The following is a 23,524-nucleotide window of genomic DNA, read 5'->3' as shown; positions in this document are numbered from 1 at the left end:
CGCTTTAGTCCCCTTTGCTATTATTTTCAAACCGGGAGACATACACCGCACCGTCCTTTACCTCGACGATAACGACGCGATCTCCCGCTTGAATGTCGGTGTGCTCAAAGCTTCCGGCAATCTGGTTGGAATTCGCCGCTCCAGTGCGGACCAGGATCTCTCCATAGCCATTTGCCGGAATCGGAACGATGACCTCCCCGACCTTGCCGGTGAGCCCGTGGATCGAGTAGCCGGTGGAATTCTCGCTGTTCATCATCGGTTTCACGTAGAACAGGTGAATGAGGATCGCCCCCGCCAAACCCGTCAGAGCAGCGACCAGGAAGATTCCAACTGCGCCGAAAACGGCATAGTGATCAAGCATAATTCCCGTTCCGCCGAAGATGGTGATGAAGGTGGCGAGAACCGTCGGATTGAGGTAATCGGCTGACAGGAAATCGAGTGCGCCATCGAGTGCGGTGCTGAGTACATCGCCCAATAGAACCGATACAACCGCGAATAAGGCGCCAAAGATCAAACAACCGATATAAAGTTGCAGCATGCTTAGCTATCCTCCTTCTTTCGCGGAATTCCTTGCAATCGCGGTGCCAACTCTTACCCAGTACTACGAAGCAAGATTCCATATGTTTCAAAAATTGCAAATCGCCCTGTTTTAAGCATATCGTATTTCCAGCAAGCGGGGAAGCACGCATCTTCACGGCCTGGGGGTTCGCCCTTGCGAAACCCGGAAATCGCGATTCAAACCTCGCCTATCTCTACTCGCTCCCCATCTTTCAGTCTTTCAATAAATCAGGGGCTGTGCCCCAAGCAGGTGAAACTCTGCTTCTAAGCCAGCCCCTAAACTCTAAACCAATGGAAGATGGGATACTCCGCTTCCTCAATCGGAATCCTCTGCCTCCAAATACCGCTCCAGAGCGGCGAGCTTGTTGTCCCAGAAGCGTTCGTAGAACGCTACCCACTCCTTCAGCTCGCGCAGAGGCTCTGCGTCCAGCCGGTAGCGCGTCTCCCGCCCGGCCTTCCGCTCCCGGACAAGCCCGGCCTCCGCCAGCACCCGCAGATGCTTGGAGACGGCCGTCCGGCTCACGTCAAACTGCCCGCTCAAGGCATTGAGCGGCTGCTCTCCCTGAGCCAACTCCTGCAGTAGACGCCTGCGGGTCGGATCCGCCAACGCGTGAAAGACGTCGCGCTGGCCGGATTGCCGCTGCCCGCCGTGCGGCGGCTCCTTGCGCCTATCGGCCTGTGCGCCCATCTTACGCTTCGAGGAGCTTGGCAAGCTTGGCGACGATGCCAACCCAGCCGCCAGCCATGTTCTCGCGGACAACAGAATGAGGTTGACCGAATTCGGTCACTTGATCCGCCGACCATCCGGAATGGATCAGGGTGAATTCCGTCTTACCCGGCTCCAGCTCATGCAGCTCGAACGTGAGCGTCCAGTCCTTGCCCCAGCGGAAGGACAAGCGGTTCGGCGGCTCCACCTCGGTGACACGGCAAGGAGACTGCCCGAAGGGGCCGGCTTCCAGCAGGAACTCATGGCCGACGACCGCCTCCATGTTGCTCGGCATAAACCAGGCGGCCATTCCCTCCGCGGTCGATACTGCTTTCCAGGCTTTATCGATAGGGGCGTTCAAGGTAATCGTCCGGCGAATGTCAGGCAAAGGCTGCGGAGCAGCGGAAGCGTCGGATGCGAAATGGTTATCAGATGGAATCATGAGAGGAGCTCCTTCCCTTTGTGTGGATGTTCTCAGTAAGCAAAGAAAAATACAAAAGACTCTGAATAGGAAACCGAAAGGTTTCCTATTCAGAGTCTAGAGGATCGTTTCCGTTTCGTCAAGTTTACCCGCCGCTCGCGCTTCTATACCCTCCGGCACGGAATCCAGGGGCGCAATTGCCACTGGTCCACTTGTCACCGATCCGCTGGTCCGCTGCAGAGCTTACACCTGAAGATCGCGTCGCCCGTATCCGCGAAAGGCAGCCAGCAGGAACAGAGTGCACAGAGCCACCGCCCAGACGAGCATCCCCGGCTGAAGCCCACGCCCTTCCAGCACGCGGTGCGCGTCCACGTATTGAAATGGGGTCAGCATCTTCAGCGCGCCCAGCTTGCCGCTGATCTCAATGAGGAGAGAGATCAGAAAGGTGGCGAGCATGAGTCCCGCTGACCCGGCGGCGGCTTTTTTGGGCTTGCGGCCGATCGCAGCGTTGGCGGCGCCCGCCGTCAGAAACACCGCCTGCACCAGCAGCATGCCCGCCATCAGGAGCGCAATTTCCCCGCCGAGCGATTCCCCTTTGGCGTAGAGGGCGATTCCCATGAGGGAGCTGAGCCAGGATACGGCATTGAATACCAAAGCCTGCACGAATGCCGCAAGCAGCTTGCTTCCCACGATGGCCATGCGGGACAAGGGCTTCACGAAGAGGAATTCCCCCGTCTTATCCCGCTCCTCCTTGGCTAGAATCGTCGCCCCCAGCATGCTGGCGTGCACGGCGGCCATCAAGAGAACATAGAAGAACATCGCTCCGTAATACCCGCTCGCTTGGGAGATGTCAAACCCCGAAGTACCGAAGATTGCCTGCACCGCCGGCGGCATCTTACCCACGAGCTCGCTCATGGCCTGACCGGACTCCTTCGATACGGAATATTTGCTCATCCCGGCCACCATCAGAAGAAACACACTGACGCACCAGATGATCAGCGCCTTGCGCTGGGCCTTCATCTCTCTTCGAAACACATTCATCTCAGAGCCGCTCCTTTCTACACCGCATGGATGTCCTTTTTCCGGTAAATCTGATAGGTTCCCGCCGTGAAAAGGACCACGAGCACAAGCTCCAGAATCACGAACCCGCTCTCGTAGGCGGAATGCGCCATGATGTAGGAGCGGTCGAAGTACCGGAACGGGGTCACATACCGCGCCGCCTCCTCTCCGACCAGCGAAGCGACCATGCCGAGGACATAGAATCCGAACACAAGGCCGAGCGACAGCGGCAGTACGCTGCGAATCTTCGGAAGCAAGACAGACAGAACGAGGCCGAAGGCGAAGAACAAAAGCTGAAGCAGCGGTACGCTGAGAGTGAGCAACGTGTAGGTGCCATAGTCCACGTCCGATGCCACCTGCCCGGCCAGAAGCAAGGCTGCCGCCAAGTAGATCAGATTCGTGACGAATAAAGACGCGAGCGCGGCGAACAGCTTGGCGGTGATGATCCGCGTTCGGCTGACCGGCTTGGTCAGAAGAAAATCCGCTGTCTTCTCGCGGGTCTCCTTCGACAACTGCCCGAGTCCGAGATTCATCGCCTGAATCGCTCCCGCTAAGCTGATGTAGGTAAGTACAAAGGAGTAGTAGCCGAGGAACGAGGTCAAGCTGTCGAGCGAAAGGCCGAACGCTTTTTGCACCGATTCTGGATACGCGTCGAGCAGCCCGCGGAAGTCCTCCGCATCCCGGGCAAAGCCGGGGTACAGCGCAAGCAGGAGGAGTGCCACCGCCGCGAGGGACAGCGACCAGGTGAAGGTCGATTTGCGGAGCGCCTGCCATTCCTTGCGAAAGATGTTCATAGCCGCGCCGCCTCCGGAGCTTCTTTTTCATAATAATGCAGGAAAATCTCCTCCAGATCCGGTTCCTCGATCCACAGGTTGGTGAGGCTCATGGAAGCGAGCTTAGCCGTCAGCATCCCCAGATCCCCGCGGAACAGGAAGCGGATCTCCCCGCCCTGCCGCTCTTCCCGGCTCACCCCGGGCATGGCGAAGAAGTCTGGAGCGACCGGAGCCGCCGTCGCCAAACGGATGCGCTTGTTGGCATTCGCCGTCAGCTCGCTGATCTTTTCCAGCTGGACCAGCTTGCCCTCCTTGATGATCGCCACCCGGTTGCAGAGCCGCTGCACCTCGCTCAGAATGTGCGACGAGAAGAAGATCGTCGTGCCCTTGCGCCCTTCCTCCTCCAGCAGTTCAAAAAAACGCTGCTGCATCAACGGGTCGAGCCCGCTCGTCGGTTCGTCGAGAATGACCAGCTTCGGCTCATGCAGAAGCCCTTGGACGATACCGACCTTCTTCTTGTTCCCGAAGGACAGATCGTCGATCCGACGTGACAGGTCCAGCTCCATGCGCTCGGACAGCTCTTTCATGCGCTTCGTGCAGTCCTTCTTGTAAAAGCTCGCGGAATAGGCCAGCAGATCCTTCACCCGCATGTTGTCGTAATAAAAGACCTCCGAGGGCAAATAACCGATGTCCTTCTTGATCTCCGCCGAGCAGCGGATGCAGTCCTTGCCGAAGAGAGTCGCGCTCCCCGCCGTGGGGTAGATAAGCGCTAGCAGCGTGCGGATCGTCGTCGATTTACCCGCCCCGTTCGGCCCGATAAACCCGAAGGTCTCGCCCTCCTCTACCGCAAACGTCAAGCCGTCGATTCCTCGCGAGTTCCCGTACTTTTTCGTGAGTCCGTGCAATTCAATGGCATTCATGACGCGCTTCCCCCTTTATCCGAATAAAAGGCGTGCTTGAGCAGCCCCAGATACGTCTCCGCCTCCACCGTCATCTCCTCATAGCGGTTTTCGCCGGGGATGATCGGCTTATAGACCTCCAGCAGGTAATCCCCCAGCTTTTCGAGCGACCAGACGATGATGCGGGTTGCTTTTTCGGTATCGAGACCTTCCCGAAATCGGCTGAAATCAACTCCTTTGAAGATCTCCGGCATCGTCTTCGCATGGAGCGCCCGAATTTTCTCCTCCATCTCCGGCCGGACTTGACCGGATGTCTCCAGGTAGGCCGTCTCGATAAATTTGAACAGCTCCGGGTAACGGTGCCACACCTCCAGTTTGGTCTTCATCGACCTCTGCAAGTGCACAAACAAGTCCGGCTCGCTCCAATCGACCGTTTTAAAAAACTCCTTTATGCTGAGCTCCACCGCATAATCGAAGAGATACAGAAAGAACTGCTTCTTATTGGCAAAATAGTGGAACAAAAGCCCCTTGGAAATGCCCGCTTCCTTCACCATGGTATTGGTGGACGCACGCTCGAAGCCGCTCACGGCAAACTCCTTCATCCCGGCGTTTAGGATGCGGTCCTGCTTCTCCTGCTCTAGGCTGTGAAATTTTTCATACATGGCGTTATTCCGTCCTTCTCGTGTTATTCCCTACGTGGAATATCGTTGATCTATAACGTTCTTGTTGAGTTTGTGAGCCATCGATTCATCGAGTATTGACCAATCTGGTCAATGCAATTGTATAGAATCCTAGAACGGACCGTCAATTGGCCCATGCTCGAAGATTCGCTTGGTTTTCCAGTCCTGAGCCTCTAACCGGAAAATTCGCAGCGAAATGCTCATCAAACGAGGCGTGACCCCCACTCAGCACGCTCGGGCGCTTGAATGTGCAGAACCGTGATCTGGAGCGAAACCAACGCGGATATGCTGGCAACCTTACTCGGACTCGTGAGGATAAAAGTCGACCTCAATCCGTAATCGGAAAGGGACGCAAGTCATGGCTTTCATTGACCGCGTGCACAAAGGCAAGCAAGCCCGCAGTCCGCTCTCCTGTGACAAAATGGAGGGAAACTCGAGTCGATCCGCTTGGCTTGCATGCCACTCGGCGGTTCATGCTACAATAAGGGAAAGAAAGGGAGATGATGGAACGCATGAAGCAAGAATTGATCGAACGGTTAACCCGATACGCCAAGATGGAAACGCAATCTGACGATGCCAGCGAAACCTGCCCCTCCACACCGGGACAGCTCGAGCTGGGTCGTCTTCTCGTGGAAGAGCTGCAGGGACTCGGGCTCACCGACGCAGCCATGGACACGAATGGCTATGTCATGGCTACGCTGCCTGCAAATACGGACAAGTCCGTACCGGTCATCGGTTTCCTCGCTCACGTGGACACGGCGACCGATTTCACCGGCAAAGGCGTGAATCCACAGATCGTGGAAAACTACGATGGCGGCGATCTTGTGCTGAACGCCGAGCTGAACGTGGTCTTGTCTCCACGAGAATTCCCGGAATTGACAGGCTACAAAGGGCACACGCTGATGACCACCGACGGAACGACACTGCTCGGTGCGGACGACAAGGCGGGCATTACCGAAATCATGACCGCCCTTCATTACCTGATCGACCATCCGGAGATCGAGCACGGCACGGTGCGCGTGGCCTTTACCCCGGATGAAGAAATCGGCCGCGGGCCGCACAAGTTCGACGTCGCCGCTTTCGGGGCGAAATTCGCCTATACCGTGGACGGCGGTCCTTTGGGCGAGCTGGAGTACGAAAGCTTCAACGCCGCCGTCGCGAAGATCGCCATCAAGGGCAAGAGTGTCCACCCCGGCACCGCGAAGAACAAAATGGTGAACTCGCTCAAGATCGCCATGGAGCTAAACGCCAAGCTGCCCGTGATCGAAGCCCCTGAGCATACGGAGGGGTATGAAGGCTTTTTCCATCTGAACTCGTTGCAGGGAGATGTTGAGAACACCAAGCTCCGCTACTATATCCGCGACTTCGACCGGACGAACTTCGAAGCCCGCAAGCGTACGCTGGAAAAGGCCATTGCCGAGCTGAACGCGGCTTATGGAGAAGGTACGGTCACGCTGACGCTCCAAGACCAGTACTACAACATGCGTGAGAAGATCGAGCCGGTTATCGAAATCGTCGACATCGCCAAGGAAGCGATGAAGAACCTTGATATCGAGCCGGAGATCAAGCCGATCCGCGGCGGCACCGACGGCTCACAGCTTTCCTACATGGGCCTGCCCACGCCGAACCTGTTCACCGGCGGCGAGAACTACCACGGGAAGTACGAATACGCCTCGGTAGACGTTATGGAAAAAGCGACGAAGGTGATCATCGAGATCATCAAGCTGTACGCCGCGAAGGCGTAAGATTAGCTTACGGTCCGTTGAGACGGAAGGAGTTCGCTTAATCATTCGCAGAAGCGGACTGCTGGCAGCGAATCAAAGGTGTACGTTTCGCTTAAGGCCTGTTGGGCGGAAAGCGTTCGCTTAGTCATTCGCAGAAGCGGTTTGCTGGCAGCGAATTCTTGCACAATCCTTTCTTGAAACGGACGCGCGTCTTCGCTGTACCTCTGGCACTTACATGCAAGAAGCGATCTCTCGCGTTATGTAAATGGGTAAACGCAAACAGCCCTTCTGCTCTCTTATTCGGAGAGTGAAAGGGCTGTTTGCTATACTGCTTTTTCTTTTCATACGCACCCAATTTGTGCGCGACAGAAGGACATTTTTGTCCTTTTTGTTTTTTAGAAGGTGGACACGGAACTGATTAAGCCTTATTCTCGTCAGTCCCATGAAAACATCTACATATAGGAATGTACAAGAGTTTATAACTATATATAGACGCCTATACCCGTCGGGCAGCTCTATCTCGTTCAGAAATCACTGTCCACCTTATGAAAGACAAAACAACACTAATTGTCCGTCATAGATGGACATCCCTCTAATTCATACCTGTTACCCGCTGGCCGAGTCTCATCTTCCTCTATCCGCTAGGTTCGCTTCTATATGTTTACGCGACTGAAATTCATCATGGTTATTAACCATTGGTTAAAATTCGTCTGGAATGTATTCGATCCGCGATTTAGCATGAATTGTCAACTGCCCGCTCGGCTGGTCATCGTGTACCGGGCCGTTTTGGACGTAATACCAGCACTTTTCGGTTGGCCGGTCGAGATCATCGCGGAAGATGAAGACGTTCAGCTCCTCACGCCACTCCACAATTTGCTCTATAGCTTCGGAAGGCGCTCCCTCTACTAGAAATAACCAGCCCTCTCCCTCCGGCTCCACCTTATAACGGATGGAGGGATTCTTTGAGCTATCCAAAAAAGTTCGCCCTCCGACGGCGTGCTTGATCAGGAGTTTTTCGCTCGCGGCTGTACTAGATTGGCCTACCGGGCTAATTGAACTTGTTGGGTTCGTTGATCCTGCTGAACTTGCTCGGCTCGGTGCATCCGTTGGGTTCGTTGTCCCTGTTGAACTTGCTCGGCTCGATATGTGATCCTGCATCTCAAAACCTCTGGGAAGATCAATCAGCATGAAGAAGCTGTCGGTCCGGCTCACAATGGACAGCTCGGGTATTTCCGTAATGCGAGCGGCATCGCCTTCCTTCAGTTCTTTACCATTCACAGCGAGTTCGCCTTCGATGATGAAGAGATAAGCGCTTCGATCGGGCTGATGATGATGAATCAGCTCGCTCTCCGGCCGGAGACGGCTTAAATAAAGCGTCAGATCCTGATGGATACTCACCTGGCCGACTCCCCCGACTGGCGTGACTACTGGCAGCAAGCCATGGCTAAGCTTTTCCTCGGGATAGGCACAGGTCTCAAAGGAGGGCTCGTGCCCCCGCTCATCAGTCATGAACCACAGCTGCAGGATTCGCATCGGTTCCGTATCCGAGGCGTTGTACTCGGCATGGACCACTCCGCTGCCCGCCGTCATCCGCTGGATGCCACCTGCTTTTGTCACCACCGTATTCCCCAGGCTGTCCTGATGCTTGATCGCCCCCTCCAGCACCACCGACACGATCTCCATGTCGCTGTGGGGATGGGGACCGAAGCCTTTGCCGCCTTGAACGATGTCGTCATTCATCACCCGCATCACACTGAACGCGGTGTTAGCCGGATCGAAATACTCGCCAAAGGAAAAGCTGGCGCTGCTCATGAGCCAGCCCCTGTCAGCCACATACCGGGATTCTGCCGGATATACCCGAATCATGACATTCCCTCCTCGGTCTATCGATTTGAGGTAAGTGTATCATGAACACAAGTGGCGTCCAAACCGATCGAAGCTGTCGCAGCTGTAGAAGCATTTCGTTCCGAGATCGGGTATCATAGAGAGAGAACTTTTCTCAATCAGAAGAGTGAGCTTTCAAACCCAACATACGGTTGAACAGCAGTGAGCATCGACTAAAAAGATCCAACATGACTCCAAACAGGCGAAACAACTTGGCCGTATGAGGCGAAGAGCCAGTTTGCAAACCTACTCTTGCTGGATGAGCTCAATATACAAGGAGGCTTTCTTTCCATGACCATATACCCTTCCGTCACAAAATCGGCCGATGGCCGCTACCATGCCCCCTTCTCCGTGCTTGACCTCGCTCCCATCGTCGCCGGGAGCAACGCTTCCGATGCACTCCGCCGTTCGCTCGATCTGGCCCAGCACGCCGAAAAATGGGGCTACCAGCGCTTCTGGCTCGCTGAGCATCACAACATGGCGGGCGTGGCCAGCTCCGCGACTGCCGTCGTCATCGGCCATATTGCAGCCGGGACGAGCACGATCCGCGTCGGCTCCGGCGGCATCATGCTGCCGAACCACGCGCCGCTCATGGTCGCGGAGCAGTTCGGCACGCTGGAGTCGCTGTTCCCGGGCCGCATCGACCTCGGCCTTGGGCGAGCGCCCGGCTCCGACCAGCCTGCCGCGCGGGCGATCCGGCGCGGGCTGACCAGCTCGGGCCAGGACTTTCCGGCGCTCCTCGGCGAGCTGCGCTCTTACCTCGACGGGACGAGCATCGGCGTCCAAGCCGTTCCCGGCCGCGGCCTCGCCATCCCGATTTGGCTGCTCGGCTCGAGCGGCTTCAGCGCCGAGCTGGCCGGAAGGCTCGGCTTGCCATTCGCCTTCGCCAGCCACTTCTCGCCGGAGTATGTGCTTCCGGCGCTTGAGCTGTACCGCACGAGCTTTCAGCCCTCGCTCGTGCTGGAGAAGCCGCATGCGATGGTCGCGATCAACGTCTTCGCCGCCGATACGGACGAAGAAGCGCGCAGGCTCGCCACCTCGCAGCAGCTCCAATTCCTCCGGCTCATCCGCGGTGGAGGCGGCCCCTTGGAGCCTCCGGTCGATTCGATGGACAGCATCTGGCCGAGCGAGCACGAGCGGACGATCGTGGAGGGGCAGCAGCGTTTTTCCGCCATCGGCAGCCCGTCCACGATCCGCGCCAAGCTGCGTGAGCTTCAGGAGCTGACCCAGGCCGATGAGTGGATCGCTGCCGGACAGATCTACGAGCATGCGGCACGGCTCCACTCCTATGAGCTGCTGGCCGAAGTCGTCCGCGAAGGATTTTAATTGGAGCGTGTCATCAAATCCGAATTCAGATCGATTTCACGAAGAAGGCTAGCCCATTAATCATGATTACGCTCCTCCTCTCGTTACGAGAATGACCTTGAAGGAAGCTCCCTTCAAGGTCATTTGCATGCTTGCTTATGTCGGGGATTATTCCCGTTTGTCAGATCGCTGTCCATTGAAGGGCAAGACTCCTATACGAGCGGCTTTTGAATGAGGGTGGCGAAGTTGAATGGGTGAACGTGACCATCAACGAGCGTCGTATTTCCTTTTACAAAATGAACATGCTTCCCGTTTCCTACCGGAATGGCGCGACCCGTTCTGATCCTTTTGAGCTTATGAAAATGATCAAAAAAATCGGTGCGACTCAGATCGATTTCGTGGATATGGCTCTTGCCGCACGGGATCACTTGACCCGTAACGCCGGCAAAACGGTGATTATGCCGCTCCGCGCCCTGCTCCGCCAATTTCGTGCTCCCCGTGAATTCATGCACATGGGTTTGCCTTGTGCTTGTCTTGCGAACCCGCTTGAGTTTTCTTGGCATGCCTTCTTCCTCCCCTAACTCAGCTAAACCAAGGTATTCTATGCTTTAGAGAGAAAAGAGGTATGGTCAACCGTCATCATGTGGGGCCTTATTATTCGTTTTAGCGCCTAACCTCAACTTATCGTCTCCCAAGAAAAATCCATGAGCTGGAATCATCCAGCAGCCGCAACAAAGCCGTTACATCAAACACTTCCCAGTACGCTGTCGACTCAGAAAACCATGGTTTCGGTTTCCGCACCCTTCTCCATACCGATTCACACCGACTTCTATCCGCAAAAGTAAAGTTGACAGCATACCGCCCCCTTTACTTCTTCACCGTAGTGAAACTTCGCGGTGGATACTTGCATCTCTCGGTTCCGAAGCCTATAATGATGGACAAGTTCAACATCGAACATTTCGATGACGGAGAAAAGTAAGCGGGAAAGCCCTGACAGGGACGGCGAGCCACCGATTGAGAGCTTGCCGAAGCGAGCGTTCCGCCGAAGTTCACTCTCGAGTTGACCTCTGAACGGCTGCCTGCAGGAGCCCGGTAGGAAGGTCCGGCCGCACACCGTTATTCGTGCTGAAGCGAGAAGCTTGACATTCAAGCTGTCTAACAAGGCTGGTACCGCGGTGCAAACCGTCCCTTGATAGACGGCTTTTTTATTTGGTACGCTGTCAACTCAAAAACGATGGTTAGCGCACTACTTCTCATACCAATCGATGCCGTTTCGTATCCACACGTTTCAGGCTGACAGCGTACTAGTAGCTCTTCAATTCTTAAACCGTGGATAAAGTCGTTTTAGCTTGATGCGAGCGTCCTCGGTAGTAAACTGCCAATCGACTCCCTTTTGGGAAAGGTTGCGCGCCTGTTCCCAAGCAGACATTTCAATGGTCAAGTCGGCAATGGAGGGAATGCGACGTCCCAAACATTGACTCGTCAGAACACTGAGCTCGATCTCTGCCATATTGAGCCAACTGCCATGCTTGGGCGTGTAGTGAACCTCGATTCGCTTAGCTAAACGACGAGCGGTCTGCGGATCAAACGCTTGATAGAGTGAAGCGATCGCATGCGTATTGAGATTATCCATCACCAGCCGAATCTTCGGTGCGTCTTTGTAATGAACGTCCAGGAGTTCCCGGATTTGTTCCGCCCACTCGATTCGCGTGCGTTGCTCCCGAACGCTCACATGACGCCAACTGCCCAAGGGGTCCGTGAAAAGAAAGATACTGCAGGTGCCAACTCGGACATATTCACTATCCTGACGTTCAGGTTGGGCGGGCTTCATAGGGATGGGCTGTCTGGCTTCATCCAACAGTTGGTAGGGTTTCTCGTCCATGCAGATCACGGGGCAATCCGCATCATAGGGCAACCGATAGACATCCAACACATCCTCCATCGCAGCGACAAATGTGGCATTCTGCTCGGGGGGAATACACCAGCATTTATGAAGATGGGGTTTGAGCTCGTTTTTTTAACACTTGCCGGACAGTTTCGTAGGAGAGCCCCTCCACATACTGAAGTTCGACCGCTCGATTCGCCAGCAAGTGCAGGGTCCAGCGGCTTCGTCCCTCCGGGGGTGCACTGCAGCTTAGGGCGATGATCCTTGCCTCCACTTCTCCGGTTATTTTGGGAGCAACAGGGGGAGTCACCCGCTTTTTTCGCTTCACTGCTCCATCCAACCCTTGCTCGGTATACGCTTTACGAATGGCATAGACCGTATTGGGATGCACGCCTAACCGCTCGGCAATCTCCCGTTCTTTTAAGGCCCCGCCTTCACGATTCTTATCGGCCGCCAGCAGAATGTGTGCCCGGCGGATGGCACGAGCGCTTGCCTTTCCTTTCGATACCACCACGGTTAACTGGTTTCGCTCTTCTTCGGACAGTGATATCGGATAGCTTATCGGTCGCATCGTATTACCTCTTTTTGCCACTACTTTACCACAGATTGCATTTTCATACTATTAGAATTGAAGAGCTACTAGCGCAAGCTTTTGGCCCCATACAATCGATAAGGAGGCGTTACGAATGGAAAACCTGGAAGCGCTCCGGGACCAGTTGGACGGCGTCAACAGCCGACTGCTCGGCCTGCTCAACGAACGTGCGGCGATCGTCCGCGAAATCGGCAAGATCAAAGAAGAAATGGGTGTTCCCAAGTTTGATCCGGTTCGGGAGCGGGAAATGCTCGACGAGCTAGTGCGGCAAAATCAAGGCCCGTTCGAGGACGCCGCCATTAAACATGTATTCAAAGAAATCTTCAAGGCCTCCGTCGGCCTTCAAGAGAAAGACCATAAGAAGCATCTGCTTGTCAGCCGAAAGAGCCAAGAGGAGAACACGGTCGTTACGGTAAAGGACGTCGCCATCGGCGGCCCGACCCAGGTGATGATCGCCGGACCCTGCTCCGTGGAATCCTACGAGCAGGTTCGCACGGTCGCTGCTGCTTTGAAGGCAGCCGGGGTTCCGATCATGCGCGGCGGAGCCTTCAAGCCACGCACCTCGCCGTATGACTTTCAGGGACTCGGAGAAGAGGGCCTGCGGCTTTTGAAGGAAGTGGCCGACGAGTTCGGCCTCGTCACGATCAGCGAGATCGTGAATCCGGCGCATATGGAGATGGCCGCCAAGTACATCGACATCGTGCAGATCGGTGCCCGCAACATGCAGAACTTCGAGCTTCTGAAGGCTGCTGGCGAAGCCCGCGTCCCCGTCGTGTTGAAGCGCGGGCTGTCGGCCACGATGGAGGAGTTCATCTTCGCGGCGGAGTACATTTACTCCAGCGGCAACGACCGGATCATCCTCATCGAGCGCGGCATTCGAACCTATGAGAAATGGACGCGCAATACGCTCGACATCTCCGCTGTGCCGATTATGAAGCAGGAGACGCATCTGCCGGTTCTGGTCGACGTCAGCCACTCCACCGGACGCAAAGATATCCTCGTCCCCTGCGCCAAGGCGGCGCTCGCGGCAGGAGCCGACGGCATCATGGTGGAGGTCCATCCCGACCCTCAGACGGCATTATCCGACGCCGATCAGCAACTCACGATCGAGCAGTTCAACACCTTTTACAGCCAGGTTCTCGCCTCCGGCCTCATGAAAACGGCAGCCGCGACGACGAGGTAAGCTCTGCAAGACGGTACTTCGAGGGGCAACGTACAGCTTCTCATACCCATTGACGCCGATTCATATCCACACGATTAGGGCTATCAGCGTACAAGTGCAACCTCCGACAACTGCCGTTTGTTTAGTATAGAGACAGGATAGAATGACAAGCCTCGCCACTCAGATGGATCTGGCGGTTTCTGCCGGAACATCCGCTTTCGATGCGGTGTGGCGTTGCACTTTCCGCTTAACTCGTAACGGTTGAGTCATCTTCCTCTCTATTATCCATATGATGGAGGTTGCGCACTTGAAAAATCACAAGCGGGTCCTCGTCTTAACCTTATGGACATGCATGCTAGTCGTTAGCGGATGCACCGTCCAATCGAATGCCACTCATACTCCCCTGAAGGAAGAAGCCAAAGCTAACCATTTTGTCGCTCAAGAGAAACTCACGCAAACCGCGCTAGTCGAATATCCGTATTATGAAACTCCTAGAGATCTGTATAATTCTGCAGATGTTATTGCACTTGTGACCGTTAAAGAGGTAGCTTCAAAAGAATTGAACATCAGCGCCAATAAACAGTCCCCTCATTATCTGGTCTATACCGTGTCGCGCGTAAAAGCCGATCAGATCATCAAAGGAGACAAGGAGAAAACCGAATTCTCCGTTAAGCAATTGGGAGGGGACGATGGGAAAACTCAATTGATCGTCGACAACATGATCTATTTGGAAAAGGACAAGCAATACCTGCTTTTCTTGGAGAGCTATCCGGATGACAAGCCTATGGCTCTTCTGAACCCTAAGCAGGCGTTTATCGAGGTATCGGGCGACGCGATCGTTTATAAAGATCCCCTGTTCCCGGATTTAGACCGTGACGACTTCATGGAATACATCGCAGCCCTTCCCCATTACTAGCAGCCGCACAGGGACGCCCTCATTCCCACCAACACAAAAAGCCCAATGGTTCCAGAGCGATTCAGCTCGGGGAACCATTGGGCTTCTATTGTTGCAAAATCATGGAAACGGTCATCTCTGCGGCTACTGAGCGGATTCCCCCGCTCCTTGTTTACCATGTCCGGGTTCAAACTTGATCGAATGCAGCGTCCCTCCAGTGGCCCAATTGTCCCGCTCGTACTCATCAAAAATCAAGGACACCCACTCTTCCCGAACGCCCAGATGCTCTGCGGCCGCCCGGGTCACGGCTTGGGCAAACCGCTGTTTTTGCTCTACGCTCCGTCCTTTGGTGAGCTTGACTTGAATAATGGGCATATCGATCAGCCTCCCTCCTTCGGGCGACCATCATCGCCCTTTTACACATCATACTCCAACTGCCGCTGAGCTTGCGAGACGAAATCGAGCGCCGACTCTACCGAGTCCTTATGGTACTCGACCGCTCCGATCTTCAGGTTTAATTGCACCTTGTACTTATCAGCGAAATCCTGGGTATTGAATTGCGAGAGCCCCGATCGGATGCGATCCATGACCACTTTGGACCCTTCTCGATCGGTAAAAAGCAGGAGGCCCCACGTCACGTTTTCCTTGTCGAGCAGGTAAAGGGTATCGTTCGTGCGGATACTGGCCTGGCTGATCTTGGTGATATCGAGCACGGCGTCGGCAAGCTCCTCGGCGCGGATGAAGCGCCGCATCTCGTTCCAGAACTTGACTTTGATCACGACGAGGGTAAGCGGAATATCGTACCGCTCGGAGATGCCCGCGAAGACCGACAGATCCTTCTGGAAGGCGAGGCTCGTCTTCAGATCCGTGCTTTCATCCAAGGTGGCCAGCCGTTCCTTTTGCTGCTTAAGCTGGTCATTCTCCGTTTGGAGCTGCCGGCTCGACCAGGTAAACACCCACACCGCGAGGGTGAGAAGAGGAGCAAGAACGATCCAGAAATAAGCGCTCGTCTGAATCGCTTCTCCGCCGGTGACCGTACGGTACAGGATAAAAGCGCCATAGGCAAAAATAAACGCCACATTGAGCACAAGTCCCGCCGTCACCGTTGTGAAATAGGTGATGATCGCAAGCAGGAAGACGATGTTGAGCAAAAACAGGTTTTGCAAATAGCGGTCCGGATCCCCCGCGAGGTAGAGAATGGTCACGTAACACAGAACCAGAAAGGCCAGAAAAGCTACATCGGACCACAGACTGCTGCGGTTTCTTCTCATGCTATCTCCTCCTCTTCTTCCCGTGCTTGCGGATGAGCAGCAGAAGCGCGATGATCGCGAGAACCAACACCGTGACGACCGTTAAGGTAAACGCAAGGGCATCGGGCCGGTGGAGAATATCTTCCACCAAGGTAGACTCTTCTTCGTTTGCTTGCTGCTTGAAGCGGAAGGCTTGAACCGTACCGTCCTTATCTGTCAAAACCCCATCGCCGTAGATGCGCCAGCGCGATTGGTCACTCCCCAAGAGCTCCGCTGCGAGCCTGTAGCCTTCCGGCTTCGGTCCGGTCACGGCGAGCATTCCCTTGCCCGCCCCATAGGGAGAAGCCAGCAGCTGCAGCGTGCCGACGGTTTGCCCGTAGCTCTCTTCAATGCTCAGCTTCTCGTTGGAGTCGATTCTCGTCCCATCTTCGCTAAACCGGAAGTACAGCTTGTCATTGCTGCTGCGGATCACGGGATTATCCCCGTAGGTACCTACGGCAATGAGATTGCGATCCTTCAGCTCTTCCGCCGTCGCACCCGGACCAAACACCTTCACATCCCCCGTATTTCCTTCGGTATAACGGCCAAACAGGTGGATCAGGTCGGATACGGCCTGGTAGAGCGTTTCGCTTCGCTCGGAAGGAAGCACGAGCCCCACCTGGTTATACACTCCGTCCCGCAAGAAGGGGTTCGGATAATTGTTGAACAGAAGCTCCGTGTTGTCCTTGGTATGCAGCAGCAGCTTCGAATCCTTCGTGAGATAAGCCCACGGCATCTGCTGCTCGCCCTTGATGCAGGAGGAGCCCTTAAGCTCCAGATCGAAGGCTACCGTTACGGTGAGATTGCCGGACACGTTCAGATTCTTCGGGACAGACAAGGTTGCGGTATCCCCATCCGCCAATTCGGCTGTCAGCTTCTTACTGCCGATAGGTGTTCCATTCAACAGCACCGTCACCATCGATCGGTCGAAGTCAAGATTCTTCGCATAGCGGAAATCGAGCAGAATCTTCCCCGAATTGGCAAGCGTCCGCCCTGCGGGAAGCGGAACGTAATAGGACAGCTCCTGGTGTCGGCTTCCCTTCACTTGATCGCCAGCAGCGGTCAACGTCACGGTCTTGCTGATTTCGACCGCGGGGGTCTCCACCTTGGTATTCGCGTCAACCTGCACCGAGGACGAAAGCGTCTCCTGCATCAGCTGTGGATTGCCGAGGAAGCGTCCCGCCTTCACCAGCAGCTCCGGGCTGCGGGAAGTGGCGACGAGCACCGACCGCTGCCCTTCGCGAATCAGCTGAATGCGGGCCGCCTGCTCCAGTCCGCTCCCGTCGATCCGCACCTGCCATTCGGCCGGAAGCTGATCGTAGAGGGCGATGAGGACGGTATTCTCCGCCGTCTTCTCCTTGTCAGTCGCGTAAGGGCTAAGCGGGATGGCTTTGTCCGCGCGAGTGTCCGACCGGGAGAACCCGGAGAGGGCGTGAACCGCGGCTTCCCACTCTTCCGCGCTCTCCTTGGAGGAGACGAGGACGAGGCTCTTTCCCGCCTCCAGCTTGTCGAAGCCCGTGAGGCGGGTATAAAAATCGCGGATCGATCCCTCCGGGGCCGTCTCGCGATAAGCGATGCGCAGCGTTGAGGTCGGATACAGATGGATCCATTCCGCCGGAGAAGCCTCCTCGTCAAGACAGATCTCTTCGTTTACCTCTGTCCGCAGGACGCCCTCCATTCTCAACAGATTGTCTCCGGTGACGAGAAGCTCGCGAGGAATCGTCACCGTGAGGCGCTGCTTGCCGGTGGCGGCCTCCTTCGGCCGCAGGGAATAGAACGGGTGGCCGTTAATCGACAGGGTGAGGCTGGTCTGTTCGGGCAAGGCCAACTGGGTAATGCGGTAATCCAGCGAGAGGGTGACCGTGTCCGGCTGCCAATAGGCGGGCAGATAGAAGTAATCCTGGCGGATGCTATCGGGTCCCTTCATGGAGACGTCCGCCGTCAGGAACTGGCTATCCCGGACGAGAACCGGATGGTTCGGATCGGGTTTCCCAACAGGCGAAGAGCCGGTAACGCCGTTCTCGCCGGGATTATCCGCTTGGACCGGGGTACCCGTCGGAGCGGGACTTGGAACTGCCGAAGCGGCAGGCGCCATTTGGAGCGTGGAGCCAGCCGAACCCGACGGGCTCGCTAGGGCCGACGGACTTGCTTGAGCCGCCGGTTCCGCAGAAACCGGAAGCGTCGGATACACAATTGCTGCGGAGAGAATGACAACGAGCAACTTTCTGATCATGGTGCTCCCCCTTATCTAGGAGCGGCTTAATACCGCTCGGTCTTGTACCACTTGATTTCGCGCTTGAAGATGGCGTCCTTGATGTACTGGTAGAGGCCGTTAGCCGCCACCACCATCCAGAGCTGGCAGTAGGAGATGTACATCAGCACGATGAGCCACAAATTGGACAAGGTCATTTCGCCTTTTTCGGTTGTGACCGTGACGAAGGTTCCTACCACGAAGAGAATGATGGCGAGCAGCCACAGGAAGGTGCTGAGGCCTGCGATGGAGGTATGGACATAGCCGAGCGCATGAAGAACGAGTAGGGCATCCGACGTCAGGAGTGCCGTGACAAGCAGGAAGTAGATCGAGACGTAGTACAGGATGTCGAAGCTGATCCGGCGAGCCGACCAACGGAAGAGAAGCGGCAGGTTTTTGACGATGACGTAAATGTTTCCCTTCACCCAGCGCGTCCGCTGCTTGAACCACACCCGGAGCGTCTGCGGCTCCTGCTCCCAAGTAACGGCATGGGGCTGGAATTTGATGCGGTAGCCCATCAGATAGATGCGGAAGCTGATCTCCGTATCCTCGGCAATGGCCTTCGTATCCCAGCCGCCGATGCTCTCGACAATCGACCGCCGCATGATGAAATTGGTTCCCGGTATGGTGCAGAGGCGGAACAGCTGCCACCTTCCCGCCTGCGCCATCCATTGATACGACAGCGTCTCAATGTTGATGAAACGAGTGAGCCAGCTTGCGTCGCGGTTGCGCGTCCGGAACTTGCCGATTACGGCGCCCAAGGTGGGGTCAGCGGTGATCTCTCCGACGAGATAACGGAGAGCAGGTCTCTCCGGGGTGTTATCGGCATCGTAAATCGCGATCAGCTCGCCTCGGCACTCGGCGAACCCGAGGTTCAGCGCGTTTGACTTCCCCTTGCCCCCGGTAACCGTGTCTGTGTTCAGGACGATGAGCTGCCGCCCCGGATTCTTCTTCTGGATGGTGCTTAGCAGCTGCGCGCTGTTATCGGATGAATTGTCGTTGATGACGATGATCTCATAGCGATCATGAGGATAATCGAGCGCAAGCAATGCCTCGACCGTCTGCCCGATCACCTTGCCCTCATTGTGGGCGGGCACCAGGATCGAGACAAACGGGGTTTCACCGGTTATCTCCGGCGGGCGCTCCCGCTCGCAGCGGATATAATAGAAGTATCCAGCAATGATGAGCGCCACATTCACGAGCAGTAGCGACCAGATGCTGATGACGGCAATGACCATGAGAAGGTCTGCGATTTCCATCCTCTCCACCTCATTTCAGGAATTTCCTCCGGTACAGCCGGCGACCGATCCCGATCAGCGCCACAAATGCGATTAGGGCCGCCACGATGATGACCAGGAAGAAGCGGTTCTGTGCGCGGAACAACCGGGCGAAGCTCACCGGGTCCTTGGTCGCGTATTCGAAATCCGCGCTCACCTGCCGCGGCACATAATCGATGCTGACCGGCTGTCCATCGAGCGTAAGGATCCCATCCGCGGAAGAAGCGATTCGACGCTCCGTCCGCACCGTATGAGCCTCGTTCTTGTAATCGGAATAATCCAGCCAGGAGGCCTTTAGCTGCCGAAGCAGCTCCTCCATCTCCTCCCTCGTCTCGGGCAGGTCATAAGCGAGGGCGGTATCGACTGGAAAAGTCGGAAGGTTCGCCTGGGATAGCTCCGACAGCGGCAGCTCCTCGGGAGAAAAGGTATACAGAGAGGAGGCAAACGCCTTCGAGCTCGGCAGGCGTTCCATATAAACCGGATTCACGTCCGGGAGGAGGGCAGCGGAGTCGAAGAAGCTCAGACCGCCCTCCGCGAATTCCCGATCATACGTCCAATACGCTTCCGATACGACTCCGAGCGGGACGATCCCTCCGTTCATCAAGGTATCCAGAAAGCCGTCCATCTTCGAGCGCAGGGTAGTGTCCGCCCGGGTCGCTGCCAGCTTGACTACCGGGGTCTGGACCAGGATGGAGCCCCCGCGGGACTGAACATATTTTAACGACTCCAGGTATCGGAGCATGGCCGGATATTCGGTATTGCTGAAGACCGGGCGCGTCGCAAGCAGGAACGGGATGCCCGCTTCGCCGAGCCGATCGGCGAATTCCTCCAGCAAGTCCAAATCGGAGAAGGGATATGCCTCCTTAATCAGCAGGTAAACGTCCCCTTCTTTCTTCACCCCGAACCACTCTCGCAGCGCATTCGCCAGCTTGAGCGTTCCATCTGCGCCCGTCGGGAGCTGCGAAACCCGACTCTCGGCCCATGTTGCGAGCGGATCGGCGGCGGAGCCTTCACCTGTGCGCGAGGCGGCTGCGCTTCCGAACAACGCGAACCGCTTTCCGGCGTACTGGTTCAGCTCGGCCAGGACCTCCTCCGATGGAGCAAGATCCGGCCGGTTCCTCAGAAGGATGGTGCGGGGATACTCCTCCAGCATTCCCGACTTGTACCGGTCAAGGCTGACCGGTGTCACGGACGATCCGAATGCGGAGAGCAGACGCTCCACTACCGGAAGAGTGCGCTCGTCCGCCGTCCCTTTTGCCAAGCTGTCATAGAGCAGCAGCACGGATTCCGGAGCGGGGGCTTCTCCGGCTGGAGCAGCTCCTGACGATGGGGCAGCGAAGACAACCATTCCGGCGCTTCCCGTGAAAGCAGCGGCGAATAGGAGCAATCCGACAAGAAGAAGCTTTCCTACCCGCAGTTTCGCTCCTTTCGGCAGCCGCATACCATTCCGAATGTTCATGTCGTCTCCCCTCCTTTCGGAGAGGCCTCTGGGCTCACGCCCGCCGCTTCCACCGTCGACCTGCCTGGACGCAGCAGTTGGCGAGAGATCGCATCCGCTACCGTGATGAAGGTCACGAGATCGAACGCGAGCGTAAATAAGAATTCATGCTTGGACAAGTCGGCGTCTCCCGCTCCGATGATCGAGACCAGGATTCCGGAGAAACCGGCCAGAAGTAAGGCGACGATCAAGAACAGCTTCTGCATCTGCCTGAAGTCCCGCTTCTTCCACGCCTGGACAAAACCGGGCAGATGCAAGCCGAGGTTGAGCACCGCCCACAACGCGATGAACCCGAACGTTTTGGGCGCTCCCTGCTTCTTGATCAAGCTGTAGGCCGAGAAAAAACGGGTTTGCGTCCCGAAGCCTTTGCCCGCCGACATCTCGTAATTTCCCATAGCGGCCGGGCGGATCGAGAACGCCTGCTTGGCGGCGACATTCAGCAGATTGCCAAGCTTGTCCGGATGAGACAGGTAATAGCCGAGAACAGAGCCAAACCCGTACTGGCTGTAGAAGTCCCGTTCGAGCAGAGGCGAGTCGACGTCGACCGTCGAGTACTGCTCATAATAGATGCTGTCCTTGAGAATGGCATACTGCTCGTTGATGTCGAACGAGCGAAGCGTCTCTTCCGGGTCCGTCGAGCCGAGAAGTACCCCCCGTGTCATCGCATGGTACTGGTTAATATGTACGAACTCCTGCGGAATGAGCACGTACGTACCCACCCCCGCGACAAAAAGCCCAACAAGCGACAGCATGACCAGAGGTCGGTAGGGGCGGCCGCGCCGCAGGAACAGAAGAGAAAGACCGAGGATGGCAAGGAGGATGCCGACAGGGGCATTTTGCTGCTTGGAGGTGGTGAGAAGCAGAGCGGAGGCTACAAACAGGCCGAGCATCACATAATCATTGAATCTTCTCCTGCACAAGAGAAGCCAGGAAGCCGCAACAAAGATCAGCGCCACCAGCATGACGCTTTCTCCGAAGAACGATTGAAAGTAGGCCGTATAAGCGGTATCCCCGAAGATAAACACGGCGAGAGCGGCGATGATCCACCCTCGCCGGCGGGATACTTTATAGGTCAAACCCTCCACCAGGAGATAGATGCCGACCGTATAGAGCACCGTGAAGATCGCAGCCTGAAAGCGCAAGTCGAAAACCTCTCCACTGTACAGCAGCTTGTTGAGAGCGAGCGCCGCACGGATGAAGAGCGACTGCGAGGTGAACACCATCGCGGAATTCTCGTTGTAGTATTGGAAGATCCCGTACGTGCGGACAAAATAGCCGAAATAACGGCTGTCATAATCGGGCAGGTGGAAGAAGAGGCCGTTCGGGTACAGGATGCGGAAGTAGTCTCCGTTGTCGGCCATTCCGATGTACGGAGGGATGAACAACGCCCATCCGGTTACGATGAGAACTCCGAGTGCGGCCAGGAAGGAAGGGGAGGCGATTCGATGCAGGAGAGTGAACCCGATCCTCTTGAGAGCTCCAATGCTGTTCATCATGCTGTCCCCTCCCTGATGTCGGTTTCAATAGGTGTACGCCAAGAGCGCCATCAGATTGTCGAAGGAATAAGCTTCCTTCGTTGTTGCATTGCCAAACCCTCCGAAGAGCGGGCTGGCCGTGTCCGTTACTCGGAACGCTTCAAGCCTTCGGAGGCTGGCCTCGTACAGCTGAGCATCGCCCCGTTCTGCCCCGATCATCGCGGCAATGGCGTAGATCGCGGTCGATTCCACTTGATTCATGGGCTTCCCATCCCGCGTATATTCGCCGTAAAGCGCCCCCTTGAGCGTCTGCTCCTTAATAAAACGGATGCTGGCTTCCCGCTCTCTGCCTACCTCGGTCAGGTGAAGGATCGTCAAAAGCGATTCCACAGTTCGAATCGACTCCGATTCATACCGCTTGTCCTTATAGTCATATCGTGTTTCATAGAAGGGAAAGTCGTCGGACAAATATCCCTTCTCTACCGTAGAGAGCGTATTCTCCAGCAGGGACTGCGGCTTCGCCGACGCAGGCAGCTGCTGCAGCGTCCGAAGATCAGCATAACACAAAGTTAGGAACGTGTTCGTCTTATGCGAAACCGAGTCATAGAAATCGCGCAAGCTGCCCGCGCTCACATTGTACTGGGCGAAGCGTTCTCCGAGCTTGTCCGCTTCCCGGGAATAGGCGGGTTCTTGAAAGGCTTCTCCCGCTTCGTATAAAGCGCGAATCATCCGGAGATCATCCACCGAAGCGCCCATGGCGTACGCCTTGTTCTGCTTGGGGCTATAGCGGTAGCTGAAGCCCCACTCCTGTTCGAACGTGTCTCGGGCCGTCCGCCACGCCGCCTCAAACCGCTCCCTCTGGCCGGTTCGGGCCGCAATGCGCATGGACAAAGAAGCGGACTCGCTCAGCACCTCATGCCCCGATGCTAGCTCTCCCGCCTGATTCGTCTCCAAGTAATTCGTATAAATGCCATATGGACCGGTCATGGCCCGCTGAAGAAAAAGATCGGTTGCTTCCCTTCCGCTATTCGCGTCCAGGCTTCCCGTATGAAGTCGTGACGAAAGAAGCGGACTCGGTTCAGGTAAGTGTAGGACCTCCGCTTTCTCCCTGCAAGCAGGCAGAGTCAGGAGAAGGAGCGCAAGGAATGCGGTTTTCCATCGGATTCGGATTTTTCTGGAACGCACGAAATC

Annotated in this window: 21 protein-coding genes; 4 read left to right on the top strand and 17 right to left on the bottom strand. The window is 56.1% G+C overall.

Annotated features, from left to right (window positions below; genetic code table 11):
* Nucleotides 1-4: 4 nt before the first annotated feature.
* The 7 genes from BN2684_RS03480 to BN2684_RS03450 all read right to left on the bottom strand — a co-directional run bounded on the left by BN2684_RS03480 (nt 5) and on the right by BN2684_RS03450 (nt 5,078).
* Entirely contained in the window at nt 5-538 is a 534-nt protein-coding gene (locus BN2684_RS03480; protein WP_058300785.1) for an NfeD family membrane protein, read from the bottom strand.
* Nucleotides 539-874: 336 nt separating this feature from the next.
* The gene (locus BN2684_RS03475) at nt 875-1,246 is read right to left on the bottom strand and encodes an ArsR/SmtB family transcription factor (RefSeq protein WP_058300784.1); all 372 of its coding nucleotides are present in this window, start codon (nt 1,244-1,246) and stop codon (nt 875-877) included.
* 1 nt (nt 1,247) lies between these two features.
* The gene (locus tag BN2684_RS03470) at nt 1,248-1,706 is read right to left on the bottom strand and encodes an SRPBCC family protein (protein ID WP_058300783.1); all 459 of its coding nucleotides are present in this window, start codon (nt 1,704-1,706) and stop codon (nt 1,248-1,250) included.
* A 222-nt stretch (nt 1,707-1,928) separates the two neighbouring features.
* Complete coding sequence (locus BN2684_RS03465; protein WP_058300782.1) at nt 1,929-2,726, bottom strand: ABC transporter permease subunit; 798 nt, start codon at nt 2,724-2,726, stop codon at nt 1,929-1,931.
* 17 nt (nt 2,727-2,743) lie between these two features.
* Nucleotides 2,744-3,538, bottom strand: coding sequence for an ABC transporter permease subunit (locus BN2684_RS03460; RefSeq protein ID WP_058300781.1), 795 nt, complete (start codon nt 3,536-3,538; stop codon nt 2,744-2,746).
* Complete coding sequence (locus BN2684_RS03455; protein ID WP_058300780.1) at nt 3,535-4,437, bottom strand: ABC transporter ATP-binding protein; 903 nt, start codon at nt 4,435-4,437, stop codon at nt 3,535-3,537. Before BN2684_RS03455 ends, BN2684_RS03460 begins: the two co-directional genes overlap by 4 nt.
* Nucleotides 4,434-5,078: a TetR/AcrR family transcriptional regulator gene (locus tag BN2684_RS03450; RefSeq protein WP_058300779.1), complete on the bottom strand. Its 645-nt coding sequence runs from the start codon at nt 5,076-5,078 to the stop codon at nt 4,434-4,436. Before BN2684_RS03450 ends, BN2684_RS03455 begins: the two co-directional genes overlap by 4 nt.
* A 530-nt stretch (nt 5,079-5,608) precedes the next feature.
* Between BN2684_RS03450 and pepT the strand changes: the two genes are divergently transcribed.
* Nucleotides 5,609-6,841 carry a peptidase T gene (pepT, locus tag BN2684_RS03445; RefSeq protein WP_058300999.1) on the top strand — a complete coding sequence of 411 codons (1,233 nt, stop codon included), beginning with the start codon at nt 5,609-5,611 and terminating at the stop codon, nt 6,839-6,841.
* Nucleotides 6,842-7,519: 678 nt separating this feature from the next.
* On the opposite strand, the gene BN2684_RS25230 is transcribed toward pepT, so the two are convergent.
* Nucleotides 7,520-8,686 (bottom strand): pirin family protein, encoded by a 1,167-nt coding sequence (locus BN2684_RS25230; RefSeq protein WP_082651731.1) that lies wholly within the window; start codon nt 8,684-8,686, stop codon nt 7,520-7,522.
* Between the two features lie 309 nt (nt 8,687-8,995).
* On the opposite strand from BN2684_RS25230, the gene BN2684_RS03435 reads away from it, so the two are divergent.
* Entirely contained in the window at nt 8,996-10,030 is a 1,035-nt protein-coding gene (locus tag BN2684_RS03435; protein ID WP_058300778.1) for an LLM class flavin-dependent oxidoreductase, read from the top strand.
* 191 nt (nt 10,031-10,221) lie between these two features.
* On the opposite strand, the gene BN2684_RS03430 is transcribed toward BN2684_RS03435, so the two are convergent.
* Together BN2684_RS03430 and BN2684_RS24145 are read right to left on the bottom strand one after the other, a co-directional pair.
* Nucleotides 10,222-10,572 carry a YmaF family protein gene (locus BN2684_RS03430; RefSeq protein ID WP_058300777.1) on the bottom strand — a complete coding sequence of 117 codons (351 nt, stop codon included), beginning with the start codon at nt 10,570-10,572 and terminating at the stop codon, nt 10,222-10,224.
* Between the two features lie 752 nt (nt 10,573-11,324).
* Nucleotides 11,325-12,465, bottom strand: a protein-coding gene (locus BN2684_RS24145) for an IS630 family transposase (RefSeq protein WP_234340144.1) whose coding sequence is annotated in 2 segments (ribosomal slippage) — nt 11,325-12,027 and nt 12,026-12,465 — 1,143 coding nt in all. Because the reading frame shifts where the segments join, the coding sequence is not laid out codon by codon here.
* Between the two features lie 115 nt (nt 12,466-12,580).
* Between BN2684_RS24145 and BN2684_RS03415 the strand changes: the two genes are divergently transcribed.
* Both BN2684_RS03415 and BN2684_RS03410 read left to right on the top strand, forming a co-directional pair.
* Nucleotides 12,581-13,669 (top strand): bifunctional 3-deoxy-7-phosphoheptulonate synthase/chorismate mutase, encoded by a 1,089-nt coding sequence (locus tag BN2684_RS03415; RefSeq protein WP_058300774.1) that lies wholly within the window; start codon nt 12,581-12,583, stop codon nt 13,667-13,669.
* Between the two features lie 286 nt (nt 13,670-13,955).
* On the top strand, nt 13,956-14,564 hold the full coding sequence (locus BN2684_RS03410; protein WP_058300773.1) for a hypothetical protein: 609 nt from the start codon (nt 13,956-13,958) through the stop codon (nt 14,562-14,564).
* Nucleotides 14,565-14,687: 123 nt separating this feature from the next.
* On the opposite strand, the gene BN2684_RS03405 is transcribed toward BN2684_RS03410, so the two are convergent.
* From BN2684_RS03405 to BN2684_RS03375, 7 genes are read right to left on the bottom strand one after another with little or no spacing between them, the layout of a single operon-like run.
* Nucleotides 14,688-14,918, bottom strand: a complete 231-nt coding sequence (locus BN2684_RS03405; RefSeq protein ID WP_058300772.1) for a tautomerase family protein — start codon at nt 14,916-14,918, stop codon at nt 14,688-14,690.
* Nucleotides 14,919-14,959: 41 nt separating this feature from the next.
* On the bottom strand, nt 14,960-15,814 hold the full coding sequence (locus tag BN2684_RS03400) for a diguanylate cyclase domain-containing protein (protein ID WP_058300771.1): 855 nt from the start codon (nt 15,812-15,814) through the stop codon (nt 14,960-14,962).
* Nucleotide 15,815: 1 nt separating this feature from the next.
* Complete coding sequence (locus tag BN2684_RS03395; RefSeq protein WP_058300770.1) at nt 15,816-18,065, bottom strand: cellulose biosynthesis cyclic di-GMP-binding regulatory protein BcsB; 2,250 nt, start codon at nt 18,063-18,065, stop codon at nt 15,816-15,818.
* A 26-nt stretch (nt 18,066-18,091) separates the two neighbouring features.
* Entirely contained in the window at nt 18,092-19,342 is a 1,251-nt protein-coding gene (locus BN2684_RS03390; RefSeq protein WP_058300769.1) for a glycosyltransferase family 2 protein, read from the bottom strand.
* Between the two features lie 10 nt (nt 19,343-19,352).
* Nucleotides 19,353-20,819, bottom strand: coding sequence for a hypothetical protein (locus BN2684_RS03385; protein WP_058300768.1), 1,467 nt, complete (start codon nt 20,817-20,819; stop codon nt 19,353-19,355).
* Entirely contained in the window at nt 20,816-22,354 is a 1,539-nt protein-coding gene (wsfD, locus tag BN2684_RS03380) for a glycan biosynthesis hexose transferase WsfD (protein WP_058300767.1), read from the bottom strand. Before wsfD ends, BN2684_RS03385 begins: the two co-directional genes overlap by 4 nt.
* A gap of 24 nt (nt 22,355-22,378) precedes the next feature.
* On the bottom strand, nt 22,379-23,518 hold the full coding sequence (locus tag BN2684_RS03375; protein WP_159065756.1) for a glycosyl hydrolase family 8: 1,140 nt from the start codon (nt 23,516-23,518) through the stop codon (nt 22,379-22,381).
* Nucleotides 23,519-23,524: the final 6 nt, after the last annotated feature.

It is taken from the genome of Gorillibacterium timonense (genome assembly GCF_001457415.1).
GTDB classification, from domain to species: domain Bacteria; phylum Bacillota; class Bacilli; order Paenibacillales; family NBRC-103111; genus Gorillibacterium; species Gorillibacterium timonense.
This window is presented reverse-complemented; position numbering and strand designations above follow the sequence as displayed.

Bases quoted from the DNA above. Each gene is read 5' to 3' on its own strand.
- BN2684_RS03460 (WP_058300781.1), bottom strand. From the start codon at position 3,538: ATGAACATCTTTCGCAAGGAATGGCAGGCGCTCCGCAAATCGACCTTC.
- BN2684_RS03395 (WP_058300770.1), bottom strand. From the start codon at position 18,065: ATGATCAGAAAGTTGCTCGTTGTCATTCTCTCCGCAGCAATTGTGTAT.
- BN2684_RS03480 (WP_058300785.1), bottom strand. From the start codon at position 538: ATGCTGCAACTTTATATCGGTTGTTTGATCTTTGGCGCCTTATTCGCG.
- BN2684_RS03470 (WP_058300783.1), bottom strand. From the start codon at position 1,706: ATGATTCCATCTGATAACCATTTCGCATCCGACGCTTCCGCTGCTCCG.
- BN2684_RS03405 (WP_058300772.1), bottom strand. From the start codon at position 14,918: ATGCCCATTATTCAAGTCAAGCTCACCAAAGGACGGAGCGTAGAGCAA.
- BN2684_RS03465 (WP_058300782.1), bottom strand. From the start codon at position 2,726: ATGAATGTGTTTCGAAGAGAGATGAAGGCCCAGCGCAAGGCGCTGATC.
- BN2684_RS03475 (WP_058300784.1), bottom strand. From the start codon at position 1,246: ATGGGCGCACAGGCCGATAGGCGCAAGGAGCCGCCGCACGGCGGGCAG.
- BN2684_RS03415 (WP_058300774.1), top strand. From the start codon at position 12,581: ATGGAAAACCTGGAAGCGCTCCGGGACCAGTTGGACGGCGTCAACAGC.
- BN2684_RS03455 (WP_058300780.1), bottom strand. From the start codon at position 4,437: ATGAATGCCATTGAATTGCACGGACTCACGAAAAAGTACGGGAACTCG.
- wsfD (WP_058300767.1), bottom strand. From the start codon at position 22,354: ATGATGAACAGCATTGGAGCTCTCAAGAGGATCGGGTTCACTCTCCTG.
- pepT (WP_058300999.1), top strand. From the start codon at position 5,609: ATGAAGCAAGAATTGATCGAACGGTTAACCCGATACGCCAAGATGGAA.
- BN2684_RS03390 (WP_058300769.1), bottom strand. From the start codon at position 19,342: ATGGAAATCGCAGACCTTCTCATGGTCATTGCCGTCATCAGCATCTGG.
- BN2684_RS03450 (WP_058300779.1), bottom strand. From the start codon at position 5,078: ATGTATGAAAAATTTCACAGCCTAGAGCAGGAGAAGCAGGACCGCATC.
- BN2684_RS25230 (WP_082651731.1), bottom strand. From the start codon at position 8,686: ATGATTCGGGTATATCCGGCAGAATCCCGGTATGTGGCTGACAGGGGC.
- BN2684_RS03400 (WP_058300771.1), bottom strand. From the start codon at position 15,814: ATGAGAAGAAACCGCAGCAGTCTGTGGTCCGATGTAGCTTTTCTGGCC.
- BN2684_RS03430 (WP_058300777.1), bottom strand. From the start codon at position 10,572: ATGCCAAGAAAACTCAAGCGGGTTCGCAAGACAAGCACAAGGCAAACC.
- BN2684_RS03385 (WP_058300768.1), bottom strand. From the start codon at position 20,819: ATGAACATTCGGAATGGTATGCGGCTGCCGAAAGGAGCGAAACTGCGG.
- BN2684_RS03435 (WP_058300778.1), top strand. From the start codon at position 8,996: ATGACCATATACCCTTCCGTCACAAAATCGGCCGATGGCCGCTACCAT.